Consider the following 25,517-nt stretch of genomic DNA (forward strand, 5'->3'; position numbering starts at 1 on the left):
CATCGCACAGTTTTTTCCGATGTATTTGGGCAACACTTTATTCTGCAAAGCGTTGGAAAGCCGCGATAAAGTGCCGGAACAAAGCCCCGTGCGCGGCGTTCGCGCGCGCCCGCAGCCCCTCTCGCAGCGGGTCAGGCCAGCCCCTGCCCTCACTCGTGCTTTGCTATCGGGCGCAGCTCGTCTTATATGCGGTGCACAATGTCCAACACCGCTCTTATGCCGATCCCGGGTCTGACGGACCCGGTGCCCGTGCCGCGTGACATCACGCCGCGCGACGATGGCCGTATCGATTTGATGGGCCTGCCCAAGGCGCGCATCACCGAACTGTTCACCCAGGCCGGGCTGGATGCCAAACAGGCAAAGCTGCGCGCAAAGCAGGTCTATCACTGGCTATACCATCGCGGCGCCACGGAATTCGAGGCGATGACCGACATCGCCAAGACCATGCGCCCGTGGCTGGCGGAACGGTTCGTGATCGGCCGCCCCGAAGTGGTGGAGGCGCAGCATTCCACCGATGGCACGCGCAAATGGTTGCTGCGCACTGCCGACAAGCACGATTACGAAATGGTCTTCATTCCCGATGCGGACCGCGGCACGCTGTGTGTCTCCAGCCAGGTCGGCTGCACGCTCAACTGCCGGTTCTGCCACACCGGGACGATGCGTCTGGTGCGCAACCTGACACCGGGCGAAATCGTCGGGCAGGTCATGCTGGCGCGCGACGCGCTGGGCGAATGGCCCAAAGGGCGGATGGATTTCACCGGCGATCTCGGCACCGACGAAGGGGACGAGGCGGAGTATACCTCGGACGGGCGCCTGCTGACCAATATCGTCATGATGGGCATGGGCGAACCGCTCTACAACTTTGATAATGTCCGCGATGCGCTGAAGCTGGTCATGGATGGCGATGGCCTGGCCCTGTCCAAACGCCGCATCACCCTGTCGACCAGCGGCGTCGTGCCGATGATGGAACGCTGCGGCGAGGAAATCGGCGTCAATCTGGCGGTCAGCCTGCATGCCGTGACCAAGGACATCCGCGACGAAATCGTGCCGATCAACAAGAAGTTCGGCATCGAGGAACTGCTGGCGGCCTGCGCGGCCTATCCGGGCGCGTCCAATGCCCGGCGGATCACGTTCGAATATGTCATGCTGAAGGACAAGAACGACAGCGATGCCGATGCGCACGAACTGGTCCGCCTGATCCGGCATTACAAGTTGCCCGCCAAGGTCAACCTGATTCCCTTCAATCCGTGGCCCGGCGCCCCTTACGAATGCTCCGATCCCGAACGCATCCGCCAGTTTTCGAACATCATTTTCGAAGCCGGGATTTCCGCCCCTGTGCGCACCCCGCGCGGGCGCGATATCGATGCTGCCTGCGGGCAGCTGAAGACCGCCGCCGAGAAGAAGAGCCGTGCAGAACTGGATCGCCTTTACGCAGAAAAAGAAGCCGCCCTCGGCTGATCATTTTTCCGATTATCGCATGAATGGGGCACTTTGCCGTACAACGGCAATCCCAACAATTTGTTCATGCGGCGTTTCAGATCGTGGAGCCAACGTCTGGGCACAGATTCATGCCAAGACGCGAAAGGAACCACATTATGCGTAAGGCCATTCTCGCCGGCGTCCTCGCCGCTTTCACCATCCCCGCCGCCCCTGCGCTGGCGATGCCGACAGCAACGCCCGCCGCCCCTGTGACGGCCCATACCGCGCCGATTGCGTGGAATAGCAGCACGGTGCTCGACACCACGCAGGAATACCGCGATCGTCGGGGCGATCGTTATGACCGCCGCTACGACCGCCGCGAAGGGCGTCGCTATAACCGCCACGATCGCCGCATGTCGCGCAACGACCGGATCTGGCGCGGGCGCGACGGCCGTTACCATTGCCGCCGCGATGACGGCACCACCGGTCTGGTGATCGGTGCTGCACTGGGCGGTCTCGCCGGTCATGAAATTGCCGGTCGCGGCGACAAGACGCTTGGCGCAGTGATCGGTGCTGTCGGCGGGGGCCTGCTCGGCCGCTCGGTCGACCGCGGCGATCTGAAGTGCCGCTAAACCAAAAGGCGTAACGGGCGAGGTCGCAAGACCTCGCCACGCGCTGCCTGATCTGCCATTCTCGCACCAGCAATCCCGGGAAAGGCAGTCAGGCAGCAATGCGTTTTACGATCGGTCCCATCATGCAGGGCAAGGCGCAGCCCTTTCGCAACGAAGAACACAGCGCCATCGCCAAGACGCCCGTCACCGGGCCTGTCCGGATCGGCCCACTTGGCCTCGAAGGCGATGAACAGGCCGATCGCGTCCATCATGGCGGGGTCGACAAGGCCATCCACCACTATCCCCACGATCATTATGCCTATTGGCAAAGCACGCTGGGCAACCACCCGCTGCTCGATCAACCGGGTGCCTTCGGGGAAAACATCACCACCGATGGATTGACCGAAACCGCGCTGTGCCTGGGCGACCGTTTGCGGCTGGGCAGCGCGCTGGTCGAAGTCAGCCAGGGACGCCAGCCATGCTGGAAACTCGATCACCGTTTCGCCCGCAAGGGTATTATGGCAGCGATCATGACCACCGCCCGTTCGGGCTGGTACTACCGCGTGATCGAACCCGGCGTGGTGCGGGAAGGCGATACGCTGGAACTGGTCGCGCGCGTGCATGAAGACTGGCCTGTCGACCGCGTATTCAAACTGGTGCTCACCGGCAAGGCCGAACATCAAGGGGCAGACATGCGCGCGGTCATGGCTTTCCCGGCGCTCGCCGCAACGTGGCGCAAACGGCTTGCCGTCCTGCTCGATGCCTAAGGCGGATCACCGCCCAAGGCTGCGCCCGCGCTTTCCTACTGCGGGCAAATATGCTCCATTGCCCGCATGATATCGCGCATCCCCCCCTTCACTGAATCCTTCGGCGCCGCATGGACCCCCGCAGTGACATCTGCCGCCACCCGGCCTTGCACTGTGCTTTCAGAACTGTGTCACCCCTGTCACCCCCCCCTGTCACAGCACCCTCTTTCACCCCGGCCCATTTTCCCGGCAGGCCGCGCATGAGCCGTCCCGTCGTTCTGGTGACCGGTGGGGCGAAGCGCATCGGCTCGGCCATTTGCCGGGCGTTCGGTGCGGCAGGCTGGCACGTGGTGGTGCATTATGGCCGTTCCGCCGCCGATGCCGAAGCACTGGCCGCCTCGTTGCCCTCCGCCGAAGTGCATCAGGCCGAACTCGACGGCTGGGATGCCGGCCCCGCGATGGTCGCGGCGGTGGCCCGCAAACATGCCGATTTCCGTGCACTGGTGAACAATGCCTCGATTTTCGAGAATGACGGGGCACAAGGGCTCGACCCCGCAACATTCGATCAGGCCATGCAGATCAACGCAGGCAGCCCCGCGCGCATGACACAGGCGTTCTTCGCCCATTCCCAGGCCACGGACCTGCGCTGTGCGATCCAGATTCTCGATCAGAAGCTGGACAATCCCAACCCTGATTTCTTCTCCTACACGATGAGCAAGCACGCGCTGGCCAGCACGATCCCGATGATGGCCATGGCCGCCGCCCATGCCACCGACCGGGTCTATGGGCTGTGCCCCGGCGCGATCCTCGCCAGCCATGACCAGACGCTGGACGAAGCCGATCGCTCGCATATGCGCAACCTCCTCAGCCGGCGCACCTGGCCGGAAGAAATTGCCGATGCCGCGCTGTTTCTCGCTTCCGGCGCGCTGGCCAGCGGGGAATTGCTGTTTGTCGATTCGGGGCAACATCTCCTCGCCCAGTCACGCGATGTGATCTATCTCGAACGCGAAGGTCTGGATGCGTGAAATGCGTGCCCTATCAAGGGCACACGGGCATCCGCCCCTTGCCTAACCTGCCCGCACCCTGCATCACTGCCCATACAGCCAGACGGAGGAAGCATGTTCGATAGACTGCTCGACAGCGCACTACGCAAAGCGATCAAGAAGGGCGTTCTCGAGATTGTCCATCCCGACGGGCGGGAAGTCCGCTTCGGCACACCGGCTCCCGGCTATGCCAAAGTGCGCATCCGGCTGACCGACAAGCAGGTTGCCCGCGAAATCATCGCCGACCAGTCGCTGGGCGCGGGCGAAGCCTTCATGGATGGCCGCCTGATTATCGAACAGGGCGATGTCATGGGCCTTGCCACGCTGATCGGGGCAAACAATCCCTTCGAACGGCGGCGCAAGGGACGCGCGGGGGTTTTGAAAAGTGGGCGCAACGCCCTCAACGCCCGGCTGCGCGAAGCCAACCAGTTGGCCCGCGCCCGTTCCAACATTTCGCATCACTATGACATCGGCAACGATCTCTATCGCCTGATGCTCGACCCCAGCCATATGCAGTACAGCTGCGCCTATTGGCCGCGCGACGATATGACGCTGGACGAAGCGCAGGACGCCAAGCTCGCGCATATCGCCGCCAAACTGGACATTCGCCCGGGGCAGAAAGTGCTCGACATCGGGTGCGGCTGGGGCGGCATGGCGATTTATCTCGCGCAGAATTTCGACTGCCACGTCACCGGCATCACTCTCAGCACCGAACAACTGGCGCTGGCGCAGGAACGCGCACAGGCCGCCGGTGTTGCCGGGCGGACCGAATTCGGGCTGATCGACTATCGCAAACTTGCCGCATCCGGCGTGGAATTCGACCGGATCGTTTCCGTCGGCATGTTCGAACATGTCGGACGGCCGCAATTCGACGTGTTCTTCGAAGCGGTGTCCAACCTGCTGGCCGATGACGGGGTCATGCTGCTCCACACGATTGGCCGCATGGGGCAGCCCAGCAAGACCGACAAGTTCACCGACCGCTATATCTTCCCCGGCGGCTATATCCCGGCAATGAGCGAGATGATCGCATCGAGCGAGAAATTCCGCCTGATCCCCGCCGATCTTGAAACGCTGCGCCTGCATTATGCCAAGACGCTGCGCGTCTGGTACGACAATTGCCAGGCCAATCGCGATGCCATCGTGGCGATGTACGACGAACGCTTTTTCCGCATGTGGACCTTCTACCTGTCCGGCTCCACTGCGGCGTTCGAAACCGGCGGCATGTGCAATTATCAGGTACAATATATCCGCAACCGGCACGCTTTGCCGCTCACCCGGGACTATATCGGGGATGAAGAGAAAGCGCTGCTTGCAAGGAGTCCGGTTGCGGGAATCCCCAACGCCTGATAGGCGCGCCCCGCATTTCTCAGCGGAGCGCAGCCCCCAATGTCGAAGAATTCCGATATCAAGCGTGTTGTCCTTGCCTATTCCGGCGGTCTCGACACCAGCGTGATCCTCAAATGGCTGCAGGTGACCTACAATTGCGAAGTGGTCACCTTCACCGCCGACCTCGGCCAGGGCGAAGAGCTGGAACCAGCGCGCCACAAGGCCGAACTCATGGGCATCAAGCCCGAACACATCTATATCGACGATCTGCGCGAGGAATTCGTGCGCGATTTCGTCTTCCCGATGATGCGCGCCAATGCCCGCTATGAAGGCGATTACCTGCTCGGCACCTCGATTGCCCGACCGCTCATTTCCAAGCGCCTGATCGAGATCGCCCGCGAAACCGGCGCCGATGCCGTCGCCCATGGCGCCACCGGCAAAGGCAACGACCAGGTCCGTTTTGAACTGTCATGCTATGCGCTCGATCCCGACATCAAGGTGATCGCACCCTGGCGCGAATGGGATCTGGCCAGCCGCACCGCGCTGATCGCCTGGGCGGAACAGCACCAGATTCCCGTGCCGAAGGACAAGCGCGGCGAAAGCCCCTTCTCCACCGACGCCAATCTCCTGCACACCTCCTCCGAAGGCAAGGTGCTGGAAGATCCCTGGGAAGAAACCCCCGATTACGTCTATTCGCGGACGGACAATCCGGAGGATGCGCCGGATCAGCCCGAATATATCACCATCGATTTCGAAAAGGGCGATGGCGTCGCGCTGAATGGTCAGGCGATGAGCCCGGCCACCTTGCTGGCCGCACTCAACGATCTCGGACGCAAGCATGGTATCGGCCGGCTTGATCTGGTCGAAAATCGCTTCGTCGGCATGAAGAGCCGCGGCATGTACGAAACGCCCGGCGGCGAAATCTATGCCCGCGCGCATCGCGGCATCGAACAGATCACCCTCGACCGGGGGGCCGCGCACCTCAAGGACGAGCTCATGCCCAAATATGCCGAGCTGATCTATAACGGCTTCTGGTTCGCGCCGGAGCGTGAAATGCTGCAGGCCGCGATCGATCTCAGCCAGGAAAAGGTTTCGGGCACCGTTCGTCTCAAGCTCTACAAGGGTTCGGCCAGTGTTGTTGGTCGCAAGAGCCCCAACAGCCTCTATTCCGAACGCCATGTGACGTTCGAGGACGATGCGGGCGCTTACGACCAGAAGGACGCCGAAGGCTTCATCAAGCTCAACGCCTTGCGGTTGCGGTTGCTTTCCCGCCGGGATCGGTGATTTTTCAGGGAAATTGCGACGAACCGTTGAGTTATCCCTGCTTGTCCACTGGCCTATTGCAGAAAAGTGGATAAATAGGCCCGTTTTTGCCTTGCGCGACTCACTAAATTGTCGCACCTTCTACTTGTCGATACGGGGAATTAACCCGCTCCAGACAACCCGAAAGGGCTGAAAGGAAAAGGAAAATTCCATAACTGTAACGATGCCGGTGACAAGGCCCCGCGCTTTTGGAAAACCAGCCTTTCCGACGCCTTAGGGCTAAGGTTTGGGCGAACCGAAGGAAGCGAGATGGCCGGTTACTGACAAACCGGAAAGACGACCGGTGTGGATGATGGACAATTGTCTTCGGACAAAAGGAAATCAGGCGAAACACCAAATGTACGACCGGTTACGGAACCGCCAGGCGGGAAGGGAAAGTCCCCGGACAATCCCATAACCGCCTGACGGGACCGGTGCCGGCGCGAGCGCCGGGCGAAAGAACCCCTTGGGGTCGGACGCCGGTACGCAGCCGGTGGGAACGGGGCCGATAGAAATATCGGCCCCGTTTGCACGTCCGGATCACGCTGCACCGCACCTTCCCCACCATTATGCCGCCGCAGTCCTGCCGAGCCAGATCGCCCGCCCCGTGCCTGATTGATGCCCCAGACGAGAGCCCGGATCGCTGCCGCTGGACATAACCCACCGATCGCAGAGCTACGCCAGCGCATCCAATAGGCATTGTGGCGCCGGAATTACCGCGCACCAGAAAGCCGCGCAGCGAGGCAGCGCACCTGCGCCACCCCCGGAAACTGCCTCCCCCTTTAATCCGCCGTCTTCACCAATTGGCCGCGAATGGCGCCCTTGGGGAAGTCTGCGTTGTGCACGTTGACATAGTAGCCTGCCGGATTGGCCACGATTTCCTTGGCCAGTTCGTGCTGCACGGCGGAGCATTCATCGCCATCGGTGCCGGTCACATTCAAGGTCACCACCACATCGCCGTCGCTGCCTGCCGCACCCTTGTGAATGTGGGCCATGGTTGCGGGCGCGATATTCTTGACGGTGAGGGTATAGCACAGATCACCCGAATCCGGATCGATCTCCGCCGCGAAGGCGCCCGACCCATCGGTATCGCCGCCGCCCGTCTGCTCCGCGCCGGTCAACGTGGCCGCCAGCTTAGCCGCATGCGCCACCGCCGGACTGGCCACAACCGCACCTGCAAGAACGAGCGCCGCCAATAGGTTTCTGGTATGCATTCTCTCTCTCCTTTGCCCATGCCGCCCGTCCGGCGGCCGGAGTAACCGCAGCAGATTACACCGGAGCCGGCCTGCCGGAAATGGCAAAAACCGCCTCGCCCAAAACTGTTCCACGCCCTGTTTCACACCCCGCATCCCGGCCCGAATGACTCGATTCGCCGCCGGCCGGAATGCGCCGGATTGCCCTGCCGGATTCATAAAATGGCGCATTTCCGCCATTCGATTCCGGCTGAACCGCCGCTCGGGCACGGTGAAACGAGCCAGAGGTACACCCATCGCCGCAAACCCGATGCTATACGACAGGCCGCTTTTGCGAAGGGACGGAAGGGTTACAATCATGCTCACAACAGGCCGCGCCATGCGCCTGCTGCCGCTGATCGGCACGCTCGCCTTCGCGACAGCAGGGCTTTCCTCTTCGGCCAACGGGCAGGACACCCGCCCCGCGCCGGAAAAGATCGGCCCCGTCATGGGCCTTGCCGATATCGAAGCGCCCCGCGCCATCACGGAAAGCGCCGAGATCGAAGAACCCGCAGTTGCCGTGGCGGAATCCGCCGGGGAAGATCTCGGTTCCGGCATGGCCAGCTATTACGGCAACGAACTGGCCGGCCGCCGCACAGCCAGTGGGGAACGGTTCAACCCCCGCGAACTGACCGCCGCCCACCGCACCCTGCCCTTCGGCAGCAAGGTCCGCGTCACCAATCCGCGCAGCGGCAAATCGGTCGTGGTCCGCATCAACGATCGCGGCCCGTTCGCCCGCAGCCGCACGATTGACGTATCGGAAGCCGCCGCGCGCCAGATCGGCCTGCACGCCGCCGGTCACGGTCAGGTCAAGCTCGCCCTGCTCGACCGCTGAGCACGGCCCCCTCCCGCCACGGATGACACTGCGGGGGTGACAGGGGTGACACAGTTCAAGGCCCCCGCTTTCCGCCAGTCCCCGCCGCTGCGCCAGGTTATCCGCATGCCGGCAGGGCGCGCCTTCCCCGCCTGATCATTCCCCGCATCCTCCTCCGGCGTCTGCGCCAGCGCATCGACATAGGCCCACGCCGCCGCACGGTGCGTGTCCCAGCGTTCGCGCGCCTCGGCCTCTGCCACCGCAGCGGCTTCCCCGGTGCAATCCTCCCACGCCGCCTCGCTCCAGTCATAGTCCGGATCGCCGGTCTGCCGCATGGCCGCCGTCTCCTCGGCATGGCGCACGGCATGGTCGCACCATTCGTCACGCGGGATTGCCAGACCGGGCACATGGTCGTGCGGGTACACAGGCAGACCACCTTCCATAAAGGTCGGGCAATGGCGCAGCAGCGCCGGATCGACCGGCTGCCCGCCCAGCCGCGCCAGCAATTCGTCAAACCGCCCGGCGGCCAGCGCCACAGGGCGATGCGCCGCGCGCGCTTCCAACCGCGCCAGATGGGCCAGCAGCAGGCGATTGTCATAGCGCCGCCGCGTGCCGACCAGTTCGCCCTTCCAGAACACCGGCTCTTCCACCCCGTCCAGCGCGCGTTCGGCCACCACCGCATCGACATGATCGGCGGCCAGCACCAGCGCCGCATCCCACGCCTGCGCCAGCACCGCATCGCGCCGCCGCGCCTTGTAGGCCGTGTGGCGCGAAATGCCCGCCACCGCGCAGGCATGGCGGACATTGCCCGTTTCGGCCAGCGCCTCGGCAAAGCGCACCCGCTTCGCCGGGGAGAACGCCAGATGCCCGCCTTCGGGCGTGGACGCCGAGGCTGAGGGAGACAGCGGCACCGGCTGGCGCACGGCATCCCATGCAGGGAGATCAAGCAGGCTGGCAGGCAAGGCGTCCAGCGCGGGCGGAGGGCTCTCCGGTATCGCCACCACTGCACCGGGCGGCGTGTCCGGCGTGGAAACGGCGATCCCCTCCGGCGTGGCACAGGGCATGGCAGCGGGTGCGATATCCTGTGCGGTCGGGTGTGCGCTTGGGGACGTGCCTGGGTGCGCGCTTGGCGGCGCACCCGCCCCACGCGCCCGCGCGGCTATCACCCCGCAGAGATCGCGCCGTGCCTGCGCCCGTGCGTCCACCTGCCCATCGGGCGCGTCCGCATCCTCCCAATCCTCATCGCCCCATGCTTCATCGTCCCCATCCGCATGACCTTCCGCCCATGCGCCCGGATCATCGCCCGCGTCATAGAGCGCCGCATCATCCTCCGGGTCGGCATCGTAAGGGTGATCCGCGCGCGCCTCCGCGCCTGCGTTACCGAAATTGCGCCAATCGGTCACATCGCCGGGCAAGGGCCTGCCATCGCACACCGGGCCAGAGGCCCCGTCATCATCGCCGCTGCGACTGACAAGCCCGGCCAGCACATCCGCCTCCGCCGCCCGGACAAAGCGCCGCGCGCTATCCAGCCGATAGCCCCGCCCCGCGACAAAGACCAAAGCCCCCACCGCCAGCGCCTCCAACGCAAACGCGCCACCCGGCGCCACAGACCGATCGAACATGACTCACCTCCAGAACAAAAAGGGAATCATGATAGGTATGCGGGAATGGGGGCTGTAGGAAAGTAGGGAGTAGCAACGCCCGAAATTACAATGTCGGAACGACCATTCACACCCCAACGCAATCCAGTCGTAATGCTACCCGTCGCACATCACCTCAAGGTTTGGAAATAACTGGCGGGGGAGGCACGCCATCAACCCAGTCCATAAATGAGTTAAAAATAGGGTAAAACAAGGTTTTATCCAAACCTGCGAAGTTAAATGCCTTCTTCTCCGCATGGAAGACCACGTTACCATCGGTAATATCGATCGCATCCAGAGAGGCGGTGTAATCGTATCCACCCTTCCATTCAAAATAAGGTTTAATTACAAGAAACGTCCCTTCTGTCGTAGACAAATTACGAAGAGAAAGAATGCTGGACGCATCAGAAACACCGGTCAAATTCTTCTGAATAACGAGTTTTTCCACACCAGCCTTATCAAGAACGGTCTCGAATTTCCCTGCATTTTTTATGGATGTATAATAAAACTCGTTAACACTGTTGTTTTCAGTGAACGGCAGGACAACAACCTTGGCGCCGAACCGCGATTTGTCAAAGGGGCGCTCAATCTTGAGATTTTCGGGAGCAACGCTAGCGCTGGCGTCAAACCGTCCGGCAGTATTGAGCTGCCCAGCTTTCAACGTAGACGAACAGCCCGAAACAAAGGTTGCACCAAAAACAAGCCCAGCCACAAGTGCAGTCCTGATCATTTCCCCGAATCCCCCAAGTGCTTTACAATAAGAAGCGATACTGCGTTTTTTCCTCGTAGTAAATCTGGACGTCAATGATCAATCAACGCTAGCCCCCTACCCCAACAATGCCTTCAAATACTGCCCCGTATAACTGCGCGGTTCCTTGACCACCTGTTCCGGCGTGCCCGTGGCGACCACCTCGCCGCCGCGGACGCCGCCTTCGGGGCCGAGGTCGACGATCCAGTCGGCAACCTTGATCACATCGAGGTTGTGTTCGATCACCACCACGCTGTTGCCCTGATCGACCAGCCGCTGCAGCACCTCCAGCAGCTTGCGCACATCTTCAAAATGCAGGCCGGTGGTCGGCTCATCGAGAATATACAGCGTCTGCCCGGTGGAGCGGCGGCTGAGTTCCTTGGCCAGCTTGACCCGCTGCGCCTCCCCGCCGGATAGCGTGGTCGCCTGCTGGCCGACCTTGACGTAGCCCAGCCCCACTTCGTTCAACATGTGCATCTTGTCACGGATCGGCGGCACGGCCTTGAAGAATTCTTCCGCATCCTCGATCGTCATGTCGAGCACGTCGGCAATGCTGCGCCCCTTGAACTTCACTTCCAGCGTTTCGCGGTTGTAGCGTTTGCCGTGGCATTCCTCGCACGTGACGTAGACATCGGGGAGGAAGTGCATCTCGATCTTGATCAGCCCGTCGCCCTGGCACGCCTCGCACCGGCCGCCCTTGACGTTGAAGCTGAACCGCCCGGCCTTGTACCCGCGCGCGGCGGATTCGGGCAGGCCCGCGAACCAGTCGCGAATCTGGGTGAAGGCGCCGGTATAAGTGGCCGGGTTGGAACGCGGGGTGCGGCCGATGGGCGACTGGTCGATCTCGATCACCTTGTCGCAATGTTCCAGACCGGTGATCTTGTCATGCGGCCCGGCGATCACCCGCGCGCCGTTGAGCGCGCGCGCCGCGCCCGCGTGCAAAGTGTCGATCGTGAAGCTGGATTTGCCGCTGCCCGATACGCCGGTGATGCAGGTGAAGGTGCCCAGCGGGATCGACGCCGTAACGCCTTTGAGATTGTTCGCCCGCGCGTTGTGCACCGTCAACTGGTGGCCGTTGCCCTTGCGCCGCTTGTCCGGCACCGCGATTTTGCGCGTGCCGTTGAGATAGGCGGCGGTCAGGCTTTCCTTCGATTTCAGCACCTGCTTCAGCGTGCCTTCGGCCACCACTTCGCCGCCATGCACGCCCGCGCCGGGGCCGAGATCGACCACATAATCCGCCGCGCGGATCGCGTCCTCGTCATGCTCCACCACGATCACCGTATTGCCGAGATCGCGCAGCCGCTTGAGCGTTTCCAGCAGCATGTCGTTGTCGCGCTGGTGGAGGCCGATGGAGGGTTCGTCGAGCACGTAGAGCACGCCCGACAGCCCGCTGCCGATCTGGCTGGCCAGCCGGATGCGCTGGCTTTCCCCGCCCGACAATGTGCCGCTCGTCCGGTCGAGGTTGAGGTAATCCAGCCCGACGTTGTTGAGGAAGCCCAGCCGCTCGTTGATTTCCTTGAGGATCGCGCGGGCGATCTGCTGCTGCTGATCGGTCAGCTTGCCATCCAGCGTGCTGAACCAGTCGAGCGCATCGGACACCGAATATTGCGTGGGCGTGGCGATATCCTGCCCCGCCACTTTCACTGCCAGCGCCTTCTCGTTCAGGCGTTTGCCGTGGCAGGTCTCGCACGGTTGCGCCGTCTGGTACTTGGACAGTTCCTCGCGCATCCACGCGCTGTCCGTTTGCAGCATGCGCCGGTTGAGGTTGCCGATAACCCCCTCAAACGGCTTGGAAACGGTATATTCCTTCTTGCCGTCCTTGAACGTCAGCTCCACCGGCATTCCGCCCGTGCCATGCAGGATGATCATCTGCTGGTCCGGCTCCAGATCGTGCCACGGCGTGGTCAGATCGAAGCCATAGGCGCGCGCCAGGCTGGTCAGCACCTGCATGTAATAGGGCGACGGCGGGTTGGACTTGGCCCAGGGAACAATCGCCCCCTGCTTGAGCGTGAGGTTTTCGTTCGGCACGACCAGTTGCTGATCGAACAGCAGCTTTTCGCCCAGCCCATCGCAAGCCGCGCAAGCCCCCTGCGGCGCGTTGAACGAGAACAGCCGCGGCTCGATCTCCTCAATCGTGAAGCCGCTGACCGGGCAGGCGAATTTCTCGCTGAAGACGATGCGGTTGGCCGGGATGCCCGCGCCTTTCAACTGGCCACCGGTGACGTTACCCCCCTTGGCCTCCCCCTCGCGCCCGGGCACGACGCCTTCGGCCAGATCGACATAGGCCAACCCTTCGGCCAGCTTCAGCGCGGTTTCAAAACTGTCGGCCAGCCGCGTTTCGATCCCTTCGCGCACGGCGAGGCGATCGACCACCACTTCGATGTCGTGCTTGTACTTCTTGTCGAGCGCGGGGGCGCTTTCGATCTCGTACAGCTCGCCATCGATCCGCACGCGGGTGAAACCGGCCTTCTGCCATTCGGCCAGTTCCTTGCGGTATTCGCCCTTGCGCGCACGCACCACCGGGGCGAGCAGGTAAAGCCGCGTCCCTTCGGGCAGTTCCATCACCCGGTCGACCATGTTCGACACCGTCTGCGCCTCGATCGGCAGGCCGGTGGCAGGCGAATAGGGCACCCCCACCCGCGCCCACAGCAGGCGCATATAGTCGTAAATCTCGGTCACGGTGGCGACGGTCGAGCGCGGATTGCGGCTGGTGGTCTTCTGCTCGATCGAGATCGCAGGGGATAGCCCGTCGATATGTTCGACATCGGGCTTTTGCATCATTTCAAGGAATTGCCGCGCATAGGCGCTGAGCGATTCCACATAACGCCGCTGCCCTTCGGCATAGATCGTATCGAACGCGAGGCTGGACTTGCCCGAGCCGGACAGCCCGGTGATGACAATCAGCTTGTCACGCGGCAGGTCGATATCGATACCCTTGAGATTGTGTTCACGGGCACCACGGACGGAAATGGATGTAAGAGGCATGAGCGGCGATCTGGGGTCTCTGCGGTCAGGAGTCCAGAGGCACGTGCATCGCATCTCCGGCGCGGGCAATGTTCCGCAAATGTTCACATGCGTCAAGAGCTTGCGCAGCGGCTTCCCCGCTTCAGGCAATTGCAATGCGCCGCGCAATAAAGCATCCTCCCCGCGAAATTACGGAGAAGAGCATGCGCAACCCCCTGTCCCGCCCCGTTCTGCTGGTCGGCGCCGCGATTGCCACACTGGGCCTCGCCCCGCTGGCATCGGCGCAGGACGAGAAACTGGCCGATCTGCTGGCCGAATCTCCCAAGGCCGCAACGGCCAAGGCCGAAGCACCCGATCCCGAAGCGGGGGAGCGCGCGCGGCTCAACAGCGAACAGGCCGCCGCGGCGCAGGCGCAACTGGATGCCAATGCCGCCAGCCAGCAGGCTTATGACGCCGCCGTGCGCGAACGCGCGGAAATCATCCAGGCACAGGAAGCCGCCGCCGCCAAGGCCGCTGCCGACCATCAGGCCGCCATGGCCCGCTGGGAAGAAACGGTGAAAGCCTGCAAACGCGGCGACCGCGCCCGCTGCGAAGCCGGACAATAAACACACGCGCCCTTCGCCATATGTGCTGAAGGGCGCCCCCCTGCCCGCTTTGCCGCCCTGCCCGCGCTGCGCCCTATGCGCGCACGGGCCGTGGCCATCTCCGGCTGAACCCAAAATTTCCATTGTCCTTATAAAGGCTTGCACCTTTTTCTTACGGCCGACATAGCGCTCTCCCATCCAGAAAAGGGCGCGCATGTTTTTTGCATTTCCATTCCCGTTGGTGCTGGCGCTGTCCCCCGTCACGCCTGACCATCAGAGCATCGAACAGATGGATGTCAGCGTCGCTGCAGAAGTGCGCCGCCTTGAGAGCGTGCTGGACCCGGATTCGGCAGACGCGTTACGCAGCAATCAGCAAGCATGGGAACGCAGGGTGCAAGCGCTGGACGATCAGCTCGCCATTTTGCGGACCGACAAGACGGACGATTCCGAGGAACTGGCCCGGATCGGAAGCGAGGTACGGCAACAGCGGCTGAGCTTTCTGGCGGACATCAAAGCTATCCCCGCGCCTGACCTGCGCGGCGGCTGGACCGATGGAACGACAGACGTTCTTTTCGATACAAACGGCAAAGATCGGGCAAAGCTGGTCACCATAACCGATGATGGCAAAGGAAAGTCCGCAATCTGTGTGGTCAACGGTGCGTTCAAGGCATCGCCGGACGGGCTGACGATTTCTCCCGATCAACAGGGCGATCAACCCGTTCAACTGCGCCGTTTCGGAATCACGCTCGCTATCGAAGCGGAGCAGCCATCGGCCAGTGGCATGCCGCCCTATTGCCAGACGGGCGGCGCCCTTTCCGGAAAGTATTTTCGCATAGAGGGGGCTGAAGACCTTCTCCCATGGCTGCTTCATTGAACGCGCCAACATCGCAAATCTCACCAGAACGTGCCGTGTTCCCGCATCCGGCACAGCCGCTTGATCAAGGAAGAGTTGATTTGAACAAGAAATGGAAACGTCTCGTGCTGCAATGCCTCGGCATGGGCATTGGCCTCGGCCTTCTGCCAAACCATGCTGCAGCCCAGCGCGCGGTACCTTTGGAACCGTCGCTTCTTGAATGGACGTGGTGGGTAACGGATTTTAACGGGAAGACTGCAGGCAGCGAAGCGCCCACGTTCTTGTTGGGCGATGACAACAAAATCGTGACCGGAAAAACAGCCTGCGGCACAGACTGGTGGGCGACCGTCACTCTCGATTTCCCGAAAATTGCGATCACCGATGTGCAGGCAACCGCCTATGATTGCCCCCACGCCAAAGACGTCACGAAATTTCTGACGGTTCTGGAAAGTGCGAACCGTTTCAAAACCAGCCCCGAAGGCCTTGAGATTCTCGGCAGCAACGGGCGCCGGGTGCTGTTGATGGTCAGCGGAGGATAGCGGCGCAGCCTGTCCCTCTTGGCGGGCTTTATACCGATGACAAAGACACAGGGGCTGGCGGACATCGTACACGCCACGGTTTTCCACCAGCCTCCGTCATAGCCGGCAGGAATCCCCGATTTTTCTAGCGAAGCTACCGTTCCGGAATCGCCAACATTGCGGACGTTAGCGCACAGCCATTATCGGCACTGCTCCGCTCATGGAGGCCCGCTGATTTACGCCTGTCATAACGAGGGCGATGCCGGGAACGTCGAAGCTGACCCAGTAGCCGCCTTTGTTCTGAAACTTCGGGAGAGGCCGGAACTCAGGAGATTGCGGTCCCGTGAACCGATAGAGACCGTCAATCCCAATCGCCCAAAGCGCGTGGTCGCCATGAGCCAGACCGAAGAACGCAACCGTGCTTGATGGCTCTCCATCATCGAGGGTTCCGCGCGGGGGCTGGGGGTCAAGCGGTTTGAAATAGAGCCGCCGAACCTCTTTTCCGCAAACTTCAACGATGCGCCCGTGCGCCATCATGTGCACGAGGCCCACAGCAGCGACGACGCAAGATGGCTTCCAAGGGGACAAGGCAACGCCGTTCACGGGGTCGCACGATGTGTTGAGCGGCCCACCGCAAAGCTCCCCGGACTGGTTGCGCTCAATGGTGGCGACTTGACCATCACTACGGTCAATGCGTCTCAGTCCACCGCCCCACTCTCCAATGTTAAAGCCTACCCATACGGCGTCCTTCGCCGCGAGAGCCGTTCCATTGACCAATGGCGGCTGAAGTTCTTGCTTCAGCCTCAGTGCGTGCACAGTTCCGCCTTGGACTTCGAGCAGGCGACGGTTTGTCACCAGCGTGATGTCTCCGTCGGCGCAATCCATCGCAACCAGTGTGTCTCCGTTAGCTGGCAATTTGGCGCGGACGGCCCAACGGTCAGGCGAGTATTGTTGGAGCGTCCACGCGCCCCGGCCATCATCCATAATCGCAATCAGACGATTGGTTGATTTGCAGATTTCGATTAGCTTGCCGTTAGAAGCCACCGCGTCTGGCTTGGCATCGTCGGGGTCCAGCGACACAAGGGAACCGTCGAGATGTAACAGCCAAAGCCGGTCATGTGCGAACACTGCGCGGACGACTGGCTGCATCTCAGCTTGGTCAGCATCCTCGGAAGTAGAAGTGCGGTTGCTGCATGCTTGAGCCGAAGCAGTAACGACTGCTGCGGCTACAATCGACCGCGCGACAAAGAGAGGACGCTTGGACGAATTGGATCGCTTCATCGTCGAGATGATGGACCATTGGCGAGCGAGGTCAATGTCTGCTTTCCAGTTATCCCGGACTGAATTGGACCAGAGGTGACCATTGGATACGGATTGAGCGTCCTGTATCGGACGGCTTCGCTGTTGAGGTGCAAGACGTCGCAGGCACACACACCATCTTTCTGGGCGACGGTGGTTGGCATAGGCATTTTGATGACAGGCGAGAGGCTCTTGAATTCATCATCTGGTGTTATTCCGGCAAGGCTCGCCTTCGCGAAATTTGGCGGGGAAATATGCTGCAAAAATCGATACTTGAAGGCTGCCATGATGGATCATGGAGAGAAATTTCTGTCGTTGGCTATGCCTTCGTCCCTTTCTGGAAGCAAAAATCAGAAGTCGTTTGGGAGAACCCCAATCGTTTGATTTCATGCTGATCAGTAACGTCCGCTTCCCCCAACTGTTCTGCCGAAGCGGGCCTTCCCGAGACGCCGAAATTGCGGGCATGCATCCTGGCTTGAAAGACACCTGAAACCACCACCCGCGCTTGTCGGGCGCCAAGCTGTCGGCCCGATGCCGCGCGTGAAATTGTTGCCTGATGGCGGCGGGCTTGTCACAAGAGTGTTCGTGTTCGCCTGATTTGTAGGAAATGACCTCGTTTTATCAATTCGATAGCGCGCATGCCGTTGCGGGAGCCCTGGTCGGCGTGCTGGTCGGATTGACCGGCGTGGGCGGCGGATCGTTGATGACGCCGCTGCTGGTGCTGCTGTTCGGGGTCAATCCCAAGACAGCCGTGGGCACCGACCTGCTGTTCGCGGCACTGACGAAGGCAATCGGCAGCACCGTACACGGCTGGCGCGATACGGTGGACTGGCATGTCTTCCGCCGGCTCGCGACCGGCTCGCTGCCCGCTGCCATCCTGTCGGTACTGGCCCTACAATGGTTCGGCGAGATCGGGCATCGGACCGAAAATATGATCGTCCTGCTGCTGGGCTGCATGCTGATCGTCACTGCGATCGCCACGCTTTTTCAGCCCCGGCTGGTGGCGTTTGCGCAGCATCACCGCATTCCCAACGGGCGGCATGCGCTGATGCCGACCATCGCGCTCGGCGCCTTTATCGGGGTCGCCGTGTCGATCTCATCGGTCGGAGCCGGGGCGATCGGCGTCACCGCGCTGCTGATGCTCTATCCCAGTCTGCCGCTGTCGCGGATCATCGGGACCGATATCGCCCATGCGGTCCCGCTGGCCCTGGTGGCGGGTTCCGGCCACTGGTATTATGGCGATGTCGATCCGGTTCTGCTGGTCAGCCTGCTGGCAGGGTCGATCCCCGGTGTCATCGTCGGCAGCCTTCTGGCAAGCCATGCGCCCGACCGCCTGTTGCGCCCGGCGCTGGCGGCGGTACTTCTCCTTGTCGGGGTAAAGATGCTGCTCAACTAGCCGCGTCCCGGGAACCGGTCCCATCCTGCAAAAAGGCCCTGCGCGGCGGCAAAACCCGCACGTCAGCTGGCCGACATTGCGGGCAGGCATCACCCCATGTAAAAATCGCACAAGGCAGGTGCTGATGGGAGATCACGAACATGTCGGCAAGGGATCAGATCGCGCTCATGGCGCGCTATCATCGCTGGGCGACCGAGCGGCTTTTGTCATCCATCGCCCCCGTGCCCGATGCCGCATACCGGCAACCATGCGGCCTCTTTTTCGGTTCGATCCACGGCACGTTGAACCACCTGCTGCTGACCGACAACGCGATCTGGTTCCCCCGGTTTGCCGAGGGGCGCTCCCCGACACTCGATCTGGGCGCAGAGATCGAGAGTGATCGGACGGCTCTGGCCTCGCGCCTGATCGATGCGACCGCACAATGGACCGGCTATGTCGATGGTCTGAGCGATGCGGCGCTGGCGGGCGACCTCCGCTATACGATGACCACCGGGCAGCCGCGCGTGTTGCCGATGGCGGCGGCGTTGCTGCACCTGTTCAATCACGCCACGCATCATCGGGGGCAGATTACCGCCGCCCTTTCGGCGCAGGGCCATTCGTACCAGTCGCTCGATCTGGCATTTCTCCTGTTTTCGGACCAGTCGTCATAGGGCGCTGCCGCAAAGTCCACTGGCTCCGACATTCGGGCAAGTGCGATTCCAGCCCGCCGTCACGGCATCGGCAAGGCCCCTCGCGCATGAAGCAGGTGTTGCCCATGCGGCGAGATCATGACAGCAACAGGCCATGATCTATCTCGCGACCAAAGCCATGCTTTCCGGTTTTCTCATCGCCGTCATCTCGGAGGTTGCGAAGCGGTATCCCGGCCTAGGCGGGCTTATCGCGTCACTTCCTCTCGTTTCAGTGCTCGGCATGATCTGGCTGTGGCGGGATCGACCGGATGCCGCGAATATGGCCGCGCATTCGGAAGCGACATTCTGGTTCGTGTTGCCATCGTTACCCATGTTCCTCGTTATGCCGGTCATGCTTCGTCACGGCGTGCCTTTTTGGGCGTCTCTGCTGGCGGGCTGTGCGCTGACAATAGTCCTGTACAGCCTCATGCTGTGGGCTGGCCCCAGGCTGGGCTTGCGCCTGTAAACGCCCCCAAACGCTCCCGCCACATCGCAAGGGCAACGCCGGGATACATCGTATGCCGGGGTGCAGATCGGTTCCCGCGCTGCTATGGAGCGTGGCATGATCCGCTACGACAGGAACTTTCGCCGATTGGCGCTGTGCCTCGCAGCCCTTGCCGGGTTTGTGGATGCGATCGGTTTCATAAAATCGGGCGGGCTGTTCGTATCCTTCATGAGCGGCAATTCCACACGGATGGCCATCGGCATCGTGGAGTTTACACGGGCGGGCCTCGCCGCGGCGGCACTGATCGGCCTGTTCGTCATGGGCGTTTTCCTGAGCGCGCTGGTCGCCGCACGCGTCACGATCCTGCATCGCAAGGTGGCGGTCATGGCCAGTGTTGCCGGACTGCTGTTTACCGCCGCCATCCTGCAATCCATCGATCAGGATATTGCGGCCATCGGGATGCTGTGCATGGCGATGGGCGCCACCAATTCGATCTTTCGCCGCGATGGCGAAGTCAGCATCGGTGTCACTTATATGACCGGCACACTCGTAAAGCTTGGCCACAGGCTGGCCGATGCCGCACTCGGGGGCGATCCGACCGCGTGGGCACCGTACCTGTTCCTGTGGCTGGCGCTCGTCAGCGGGGGCATTATGGGCGCGGCGGGCTATTCCTGGTTGCCCAACGCGAGCATCTGGATCGCCGCCGCCTTTGCCCTTGCGCTCGTTCCTGTTACCCGGAAGCTGACGCGTGAGGCTGCCGCGTAAATCGCACCCGCTGGCGCGGCGCGGGGTTAGTGCGCCGATGACAGCTTCATCAGCACCAGCCCGCTGACAATCAGCACGGCTGCGGCAATCCGCATGGCGGAAACCTGTTCGCCCAGAAACACGATACCGACCACGAAAGCCCCGACTGCGCCGATCCCGGTCCAGATCGTATAGGCCGTGCCCAGCGGCAGCGAACGCATGGCGTAGGACAGCAGGGCAAAACTGGCGATCATCGCCACCAGCGTGATCGCGGAGGGCCCCAGCCGGGTGAACCCTTCGGATTGTTTCATGTAGAAAGCCCAGACGACTTCCAGAACGCCGGCGATGAACAGATAGACCCAGGCCACGATAGCCTCCTTTCAATGAACCGCCGGGCCGTCCCGGACCTGTAACCCATTGAGGGGCCGGGAACGTGGTCCCGTTGCGCTGTGCCCTAGGTCGCCCCGTCACGGGAGTCAACGACGCCCCTCCCCGCGCCCTTCCCGCCTTTCCGCCGCTTGCGGACAGGCCGGGAGCCGGTGCGCTTTCCCTCTGTGCGGGGCGCTTGCGAACGGGCATAGGGTGCACATTACGATAACCCATAAGAGAGGATTGCCCATGGACCTGCGCGAGGTCTCCGACCGTCTGGAGATAAACGAAATTCTCACCCGTTATTGCCACATGCTGGACCTGAAGGACTGGCCCGCGTTCCGCGCCCTGTTTGCCGAGAATGCGACGCTCGATTTCCGGGCATTCGGTGGCCCGCTGGGCAGCGTGGACGATATCGTCGCGTTTTTGATACCCGTGCTCGACAGCCTGATCGGGTCGGAACACATCGCCACCACAGTGATGATCGACCTCGATGGTGACAGTGCCACCGCCCGGTCCGCCGCGATCGTGCCGATGACATCGCGCAAGGACGACGGCAGCGAATATACCCTGTTCAACGGGCTGTGGTACGAAGACCGCCTGACGCGCACCGCCCATGGCTGGCGCTTTGCCGAACGCGTGCAGGTCCGCGCGTTCAACTTCAATCCGGCCTGATCCAGGCACCGCAGACACAGCGATGGCGCGGATGCCAGCACCCGCGCCATCGCATTTTACAGGTTCAGACTGTCCGGAAAACTCCGGGCTGCGTGGCCGTCAGTCGAGCAGATTGGCAGGCACCTTGCCGCCATTGGCCGCCAGTTCCTGCATCACCCGCTTGTGCAGCCAGATGTTCATTTCCGCACTGCCATCGAGCGCACCGGTATAACCCAGTTCCTGCGCCAGCCCCTTGCGTTCGGCGAGACTGGAATCGAGATTGAGCAGCTTCATCAGATCGACGATCGAGGTTTTCCAGTTCAGTTGCTGATCGGATTTCGCCGCCAGCCCGTTGAGGATCGCTTCCACATCGACTTCGCTGATGGCCACCGGCGCGGCGGGTGCAGCCGGTGCGGCGGCCGGGGCAGCTGCCGGGGCGGCGGGGGCGGCCGATGCCGGTGTGGCGGCTTCTGCTTTCTTGCCGAAAATGGCATCCTTGATCTTGCCGAAGAAACTCATCATCCATCTCCTTCGTTACGGACCTTGCCCCCGTCGTCGGGAAGGTGAAGTATCCACATGACATTGGCAAGTCAGACGGCCAGACCCGACCAAGCGGCGAAAGGAAACTATCGTGAATATTGCAGACGTTCTGAAGCAGACTGGCGCATTGGATACGATTTCACGCCAGCTCGGCATCGATCCGGCCATGGCGCAAGTGGGCGCCGATGCCCTTCTCCCGGCCATATTGGGCGGCTTCAAGAAACAGGGCGACTCGGGGCTTGGCGGGCTGGTCGATGCGATCGGCAATGCCGGGCAGAACGATACCGGATCGGGCAATGTGGTGCTGGGCCAGATTTTTGGATCGAAGGATGTCAGCCGCACCGTTGCCGATCAGGCATCGCAAAGCACCGGGATCGATCCCGCGCTGCTGAAGAAGATGCTGCCGCTGCTGGCCATGGTGGTCACCGCCTATCTCGCGAAAAGCGGCGGTCAGGCAGGCGGCGCTGCAGCCGATGGCGCAGGCGGCGGTCTGGGCGGCATTTTCGGCCAGATCCTGGGCGGACTGGGCGGTGCACAGGCACAACAGGGCGGCCTTGGCAGTCTGGGCGGGCTGGCCTCGCTGATCGATCTCGATGGCGACGGCAATCCGCTGGACGATATCCTCGGCATGGCCGCCAAATTCGGGCGCCCCTCCTGACCTGACCCCGCGGTTATTCCGGCGTCACGCCGGGTTACCCACGCGGCCGAAACGAAAAGGGCCAGCCCTTGCGGGCTGGCCCTTTGCCTGTTCCACAACGGCGGCGGGTATCAGCCGACCGCGCCGTGGCAGTGTTTGTACTTCTTGCCCGAACCGCACGGACATTCCGCATTGCGGCTGATATTCATGCCCGCATAGGGATTGTCGATCGGGGCCGCCGCGCGGGTTGCTTCGTGTTGCGACACCCCACCGCGCAGGCTGCCGAGGATCGCTTCCGAACCAGGCATGGCGGCATCGCCTTCGGCAAGCGCCGCCCACGGATCGATGTGGCCCGACAGGAAATCGGGCAGTTCCGGCAGAGACGGCATATCGCCGTCGAAGGCATTGGCGCCTTCCTGCTGCACCTGCAATTCGCTGTTCATCAGAATGCGCGTCACGTCCTCGCGGATCGTTTCGAGCATACGTTCGAACAGGGCGAACGCTTCCCGCTTGTACTCGTTGATCGGGGTACGCTGCGCATAGGCGCGCAGGAACACGACCTGACGCAAGGCGTCGAGCGTGGCGAGGTGTTCTTTCCAGTGATGGTCCAGCCGGTCGAGCAGCACGCTCTTTTCCACCTGCCGCCAGATCGACGGATCGGTATCGGCGAATTTCGCCGCCATCTTGGCGTCCGCCATCTCCGCCAGCCGTTCCTCGAGGATTTCCGGCTCCAGCGTGTCTTCTTCCATCCACTGCGCGATCGGCACATCCAGCCCCAGCACATCGGCGGAGCGTTCCTGCAGCGTCGCAACATCCCACTGTTCGGGATAGGAATTGGGCGGGCAGGCTTCGCCCACCAGCGCATTGACGGTGTCGTTACGCATATCGATCACGACATCGTCCACCGCTTCGGAATCCATGATTTCCGAACGCTGTTCGTAGATCACCTTGCGCTGGTCGTTCATCACGTCATCGTATTCGACGACCTGCTTGCGGATATCGTAGTTGCGCGCCTCGACCTTCTTCTGCGCAGTTTCGATAGCTTTCGACAGCCAGCGCGAACCGATCGCCTCGCCATCGGCAAGGTTGGCGTTCATCATCTTCGAAAACAGCGTATCCGGCCCGAATATCCGCAGCAGATCGTCTTCGAGACAGAGATAGAAACGCGACAGGCCGGGGTCGCCCTGACGGCCCGAACGGCCGCGCAGCTGGTTGTCGATACGCCGGCTTTCGTGGCGTTCGGTGCCGAGCACGAACAGCCCGCCCGCATCGAGCACCTGCCGCTTTTCCGCGGCGATTTCCTGCTTCAGACGCTCAACCGCGGCATCGCGTTCGGCGCCTTCAGGCATGTCCTTCAATTCATCCTCGATCCGGAATTCGAGGTTGCCGCCCAGCTGGATGTCCGTGCCGCGACCGGCCATGTTGGTGGCGATGGTCACCGCGCCCAGACGGCCCGCCTGCGCCACGATATGCGCTTCCATTTCGTGGAAACGGGCGTTCAGCACGGCGTGCTTCACCCCTTCCTGCTTTAGGAATTCCGACAGCAGTTCCGATTTTTCAATCGACACCGTGCCGACCAGCACCGGCTGGCCGATCTCGTGCTTTTCACGGATAGCCTTGGCAATCGCCTGGAACTTGTCCTGCGTGTTCTTGTAGAACTCGTCTTCCTCGTCGATGCGCTGCACCGGCAGGTTCGTCGGAATGGTGACGACGTTCATCTTGTAGATGTCGAAGAATTCCGGCGCTTCGGTCGAAGCGGTACCGGTCATGCCCGACAGCTTCGGATACATGCGGAAATAGTTCTGGTACGTGATCGAGGCCATCGTCTGGTTCTCAGGCTCGATCCGCACGCCTTCCTTGGCTTCGACCGCCTGGTGCAACCCGTTCGACCAGCGCCGGCCATCCATCATACGACCGGTAAATTCGTCGATGATGATGACCTTGTTGTCTTTCACGATGTAGTCGATATCGCGCTTGTACATCACGATCGCGCGCAGCGCCTGATCGAGATGATGCACGACCTGCGTATTTTCCACGTCATAGAGGTTGTCGGTTTCGATCAGGCCGATCTCGAACAGCTTCTGTTCGATATGGTCGACCCCTTCTTCCGTCAGCATGACGTTCTTGGTCTTCTCGTCCGCCTCGTAATACTGGGCGTCGAGATCCTTCACCACCGCGTCGATGGCGATATAGAGTTCGGACTTGTCGTCCGTCGGGCCGGAAATGATCAGCGGGGTCCGCGCCTCGTCGATCAGGATCGAGTCCACTTCATCGACAATCGCGTAATTGAACGGACGCTGGACCATCTGGTCGCGCGAATGCTTCATATTGTCGCGCAGATAATCGAAGCCGAATTCGCTGTTCGTGCCGTAGGTAATATCGGCGGCATAGGCCGCGCGGCGCTGCGCCTCGCCGATATTGGGCACGATCACGCCGACCGTCAGACCGAGGAACTGGTGGATACGGCCCATCCATTCGGCATCGCGGCTGGCGAGGTAATCGTTCACGGTAACGACGTGGACGCCCTTGCCCTCGATCGCGTTGAGATAGGTCGCCAGCGTTGCGACCAGCGTCTTGCCTTCGCCCGTCCGCATTTCGGCAATCTCGCCGCGATGGAGCACGATACCGCCCACCATCTGCACATCGAAGTGCCGCATGCCCAGCACGCGCCTGCCCGCCTCGCGCACCGTGGCGAAAGCTTCGGGCAGGATATCGTCCAGCGAGGAACCATTGGCGAGCTGATCGCGGAACTTGTCCGTTTGCCCGGCCAGTTCCTCGTCCGAGAAACTTTCGAGCTGCGGTTCGAGCGCGTTGATCCGGTTGACGATCTTATCGAGCGATTTGACGTAACGTTCGTTGGACGAACCGAAGAGGCTTTTGGCAATGCCGCCGAACATGGGCGTTATCCTGTTGCTTTATATGTTGAATATAACGAATTTCAGGCCCTGACCGGCACAGAGTGCAG

25 protein-coding genes are annotated in these 25,517 nt (G+C 61.9%); 16 read left to right on the forward strand and 9 right to left on the reverse strand.

All coding sequences use genetic code 11. The annotated features are described in order from the left end of the window. Positions 1-198: 198 nt before the first annotated feature. The 6 genes from rlmN (at position 199) to EGO55_RS01750 (ending at position 6,429) form a co-directional block, all read left to right on the forward strand. Positions 199-1,458: a dual-specificity RNA methyltransferase RlmN gene (gene rlmN / locus EGO55_RS01725; protein ID WP_021689260.1), complete on the forward strand. Its 1,260-nt coding sequence runs from the start codon at positions 199-201 to the stop codon at positions 1,456-1,458. A 137-nt stretch (positions 1,459-1,595) separates the two neighbouring features. Beyond that, on the forward strand, positions 1,596-2,051 hold the full coding sequence (locus EGO55_RS01730) for a glycine zipper 2TM domain-containing protein (RefSeq protein WP_021689261.1): 456 nt from the start codon (positions 1,596-1,598) through the stop codon (positions 2,049-2,051). A gap of 98 nt (positions 2,052-2,149) precedes the next feature. Next, the gene (locus EGO55_RS01735) at positions 2,150-2,797 is read left to right on the forward strand and encodes an MOSC domain-containing protein (protein ID WP_021689262.1); all 648 of its coding nucleotides are present in this window, start codon (positions 2,150-2,152) and stop codon (positions 2,795-2,797) included. 239 nt (positions 2,798-3,036) lie between these two features. Beyond that, positions 3,037-3,801 carry an SDR family oxidoreductase gene (locus EGO55_RS01740; protein WP_021689263.1) on the forward strand — a complete coding sequence of 255 codons (765 nt, stop codon included), beginning with the start codon at positions 3,037-3,039 and terminating at the stop codon, positions 3,799-3,801. Between the two features lie 93 nt (positions 3,802-3,894). After that, complete coding sequence (locus tag EGO55_RS01745) at positions 3,895-5,166, forward strand: class I SAM-dependent methyltransferase (RefSeq protein ID WP_021689264.1); 1,272 nt, start codon at positions 3,895-3,897, stop codon at positions 5,164-5,166. Between the two features lie 39 nt (positions 5,167-5,205). Further along, the gene (locus EGO55_RS01750; protein ID WP_021689265.1) at positions 5,206-6,429 is read left to right on the forward strand and encodes an argininosuccinate synthase; all 1,224 of its coding nucleotides are present in this window, start codon (positions 5,206-5,208) and stop codon (positions 6,427-6,429) included. Positions 6,430-7,229: 800 nt separating this feature from the next. Here the strand turns inward: EGO55_RS01750 and EGO55_RS20495 are convergent. Beyond that, on the reverse strand, positions 7,230-7,661 hold the full coding sequence (locus EGO55_RS20495) for a CHRD domain-containing protein (protein WP_021689266.1): 432 nt from the start codon (positions 7,659-7,661) through the stop codon (positions 7,230-7,232). Between the two features lie 337 nt (positions 7,662-7,998). Between EGO55_RS20495 and EGO55_RS01760 the strand changes: the two genes are divergently transcribed. Continuing rightward, the gene (locus EGO55_RS01760; RefSeq protein ID WP_021689267.1) at positions 7,999-8,514 is read left to right on the forward strand and encodes a septal ring lytic transglycosylase RlpA family protein; all 516 of its coding nucleotides are present in this window, start codon (positions 7,999-8,001) and stop codon (positions 8,512-8,514) included. On the opposite strand, the gene EGO55_RS01765 is transcribed toward EGO55_RS01760, so the two are convergent. From EGO55_RS01765 to uvrA, 3 genes are all read right to left on the reverse strand, one after another. Next, positions 8,484-10,115: a hypothetical protein gene (locus tag EGO55_RS01765; RefSeq protein ID WP_021689268.1), complete on the reverse strand. Its 1,632-nt coding sequence runs from the start codon at positions 10,113-10,115 to the stop codon at positions 8,484-8,486. The genes EGO55_RS01760 and EGO55_RS01765 overlap by 31 nt on opposite strands. A 154-nt stretch (positions 10,116-10,269) precedes the next feature. Beyond that, positions 10,270-10,863, reverse strand: coding sequence for a hypothetical protein (locus EGO55_RS01770; RefSeq protein ID WP_021689269.1), 594 nt, complete (start codon positions 10,861-10,863; stop codon positions 10,270-10,272). Positions 10,864-10,959: 96 nt separating this feature from the next. Further along, positions 10,960-13,866 carry an excinuclease ABC subunit UvrA gene (gene uvrA, locus EGO55_RS01775; RefSeq protein WP_021689270.1) on the reverse strand — a complete coding sequence of 969 codons (2,907 nt, stop codon included), beginning with the start codon at positions 13,864-13,866 and terminating at the stop codon, positions 10,960-10,962. Between the two features lie 182 nt (positions 13,867-14,048). Here uvrA and EGO55_RS01780 point away from each other — a divergent pair, with 182 nt between their 5' ends. The 3 genes from EGO55_RS01780 (at position 14,049) to EGO55_RS01790 (ending at position 15,821) form a co-directional block, all read left to right on the forward strand. Further along, complete coding sequence (locus EGO55_RS01780; protein WP_021689271.1) at positions 14,049-14,450, forward strand: hypothetical protein; 402 nt, start codon at positions 14,049-14,051, stop codon at positions 14,448-14,450. 193 nt (positions 14,451-14,643) lie between these two features. Next, positions 14,644-15,303, forward strand: a complete 660-nt coding sequence (locus tag EGO55_RS01785; protein ID WP_021689272.1) for a hypothetical protein — start codon at positions 14,644-14,646, stop codon at positions 15,301-15,303. Then, positions 15,288-15,821 (forward strand): META domain-containing protein, encoded by a 534-nt coding sequence (locus EGO55_RS01790; RefSeq protein WP_084619906.1) that lies wholly within the window; start codon positions 15,288-15,290, stop codon positions 15,819-15,821. Before EGO55_RS01785 ends, EGO55_RS01790 begins: the two co-directional genes overlap by 16 nt. 165 nt (positions 15,822-15,986) lie before the next feature. Here the strand turns inward: EGO55_RS01790 and EGO55_RS01795 are convergent, their stop codons facing one another. Both EGO55_RS01795 and EGO55_RS01800 read right to left on the reverse strand, forming a co-directional pair. Continuing rightward, positions 15,987-16,949 carry an NHL repeat-containing protein gene (locus tag EGO55_RS01795; RefSeq protein ID WP_040715026.1) on the reverse strand — a complete coding sequence of 321 codons (963 nt, stop codon included), beginning with the start codon at positions 16,947-16,949 and terminating at the stop codon, positions 15,987-15,989. Between the two features lie 128 nt (positions 16,950-17,077). Beyond that, on the reverse strand, positions 17,078-17,386 hold the full coding sequence (locus EGO55_RS01800; RefSeq protein ID WP_124916672.1) for a hypothetical protein: 309 nt from the start codon (positions 17,384-17,386) through the stop codon (positions 17,078-17,080). Positions 17,387-17,706: 320 nt separating this feature from the next. Between EGO55_RS01800 and EGO55_RS01805 the strand changes: the two genes are divergently transcribed. The 4 genes from EGO55_RS01805 to EGO55_RS01820 all read left to right on the forward strand — a co-directional run bounded on the left by EGO55_RS01805 (position 17,707) and on the right by EGO55_RS01820 (position 20,373). Continuing rightward, positions 17,707-18,495, forward strand: coding sequence for a sulfite exporter TauE/SafE family protein (locus tag EGO55_RS01805; protein ID WP_021689275.1), 789 nt, complete (start codon positions 17,707-17,709; stop codon positions 18,493-18,495). Positions 18,496-18,635: 140 nt separating this feature from the next. Beyond that, the gene (locus tag EGO55_RS01810; RefSeq protein WP_021689276.1) at positions 18,636-19,145 is read left to right on the forward strand and encodes a DinB family protein; all 510 of its coding nucleotides are present in this window, start codon (positions 18,636-18,638) and stop codon (positions 19,143-19,145) included. A gap of 133 nt (positions 19,146-19,278) precedes the next feature. Next, on the forward strand, positions 19,279-19,629 hold the full coding sequence (locus EGO55_RS01815) for a DUF3147 family protein (protein ID WP_021689277.1): 351 nt from the start codon (positions 19,279-19,281) through the stop codon (positions 19,627-19,629). A gap of 96 nt (positions 19,630-19,725) precedes the next feature. Beyond that, entirely contained in the window at positions 19,726-20,373 is a 648-nt protein-coding gene (locus EGO55_RS01820; protein WP_021689278.1) for a YoaK family protein, read from the forward strand. Positions 20,374-20,399: 26 nt separating this feature from the next. On the opposite strand, the gene sugE is transcribed toward EGO55_RS01820, so the two are convergent. Then, positions 20,400-20,720 (reverse strand): quaternary ammonium compound efflux SMR transporter SugE, encoded by a 321-nt coding sequence (gene sugE / locus EGO55_RS01825; RefSeq protein WP_021689279.1) that lies wholly within the window; start codon positions 20,718-20,720, stop codon positions 20,400-20,402. A gap of 250 nt (positions 20,721-20,970) precedes the next feature. Between sugE and EGO55_RS01830 the strand changes: the two genes are divergently transcribed. Further along, positions 20,971-21,396, forward strand: coding sequence for a nuclear transport factor 2 family protein (locus tag EGO55_RS01830; RefSeq protein WP_021689280.1), 426 nt, complete (start codon positions 20,971-20,973; stop codon positions 21,394-21,396). Between the two features lie 99 nt (positions 21,397-21,495). Here EGO55_RS01830 and EGO55_RS01835 read toward each other — a convergent pair whose 3' ends face one another. Beyond that, a complete protein-coding gene (locus EGO55_RS01835; protein ID WP_040715027.1) occupies positions 21,496-21,894 on the reverse strand; it encodes a DUF3597 domain-containing protein in 399 nt (132 codons plus the stop codon). Between the two features lie 112 nt (positions 21,895-22,006). On the opposite strand from EGO55_RS01835, the gene EGO55_RS01840 reads away from it, so the two are divergent. Continuing rightward, positions 22,007-22,573, forward strand: coding sequence for a DUF937 domain-containing protein (locus tag EGO55_RS01840; protein WP_021689282.1), 567 nt, complete (start codon positions 22,007-22,009; stop codon positions 22,571-22,573). 110 nt (positions 22,574-22,683) lie between these two features. Here EGO55_RS01840 and secA read toward each other — a convergent pair whose 3' ends face one another. Beyond that, positions 22,684-25,449, reverse strand: a complete 2,766-nt coding sequence (gene secA, locus EGO55_RS01845; RefSeq protein WP_021689283.1) for a preprotein translocase subunit SecA — start codon at positions 25,447-25,449, stop codon at positions 22,684-22,686. Between the last annotated feature and the right edge of the window lie 68 nt (positions 25,450-25,517).

The organism is Caenibius tardaugens NBRC 16725 (assembly GCF_003860345.1).
In the GTDB taxonomy this organism is placed as follows: domain Bacteria; phylum Pseudomonadota; class Alphaproteobacteria; order Sphingomonadales; family Sphingomonadaceae; genus Caenibius; species Caenibius tardaugens.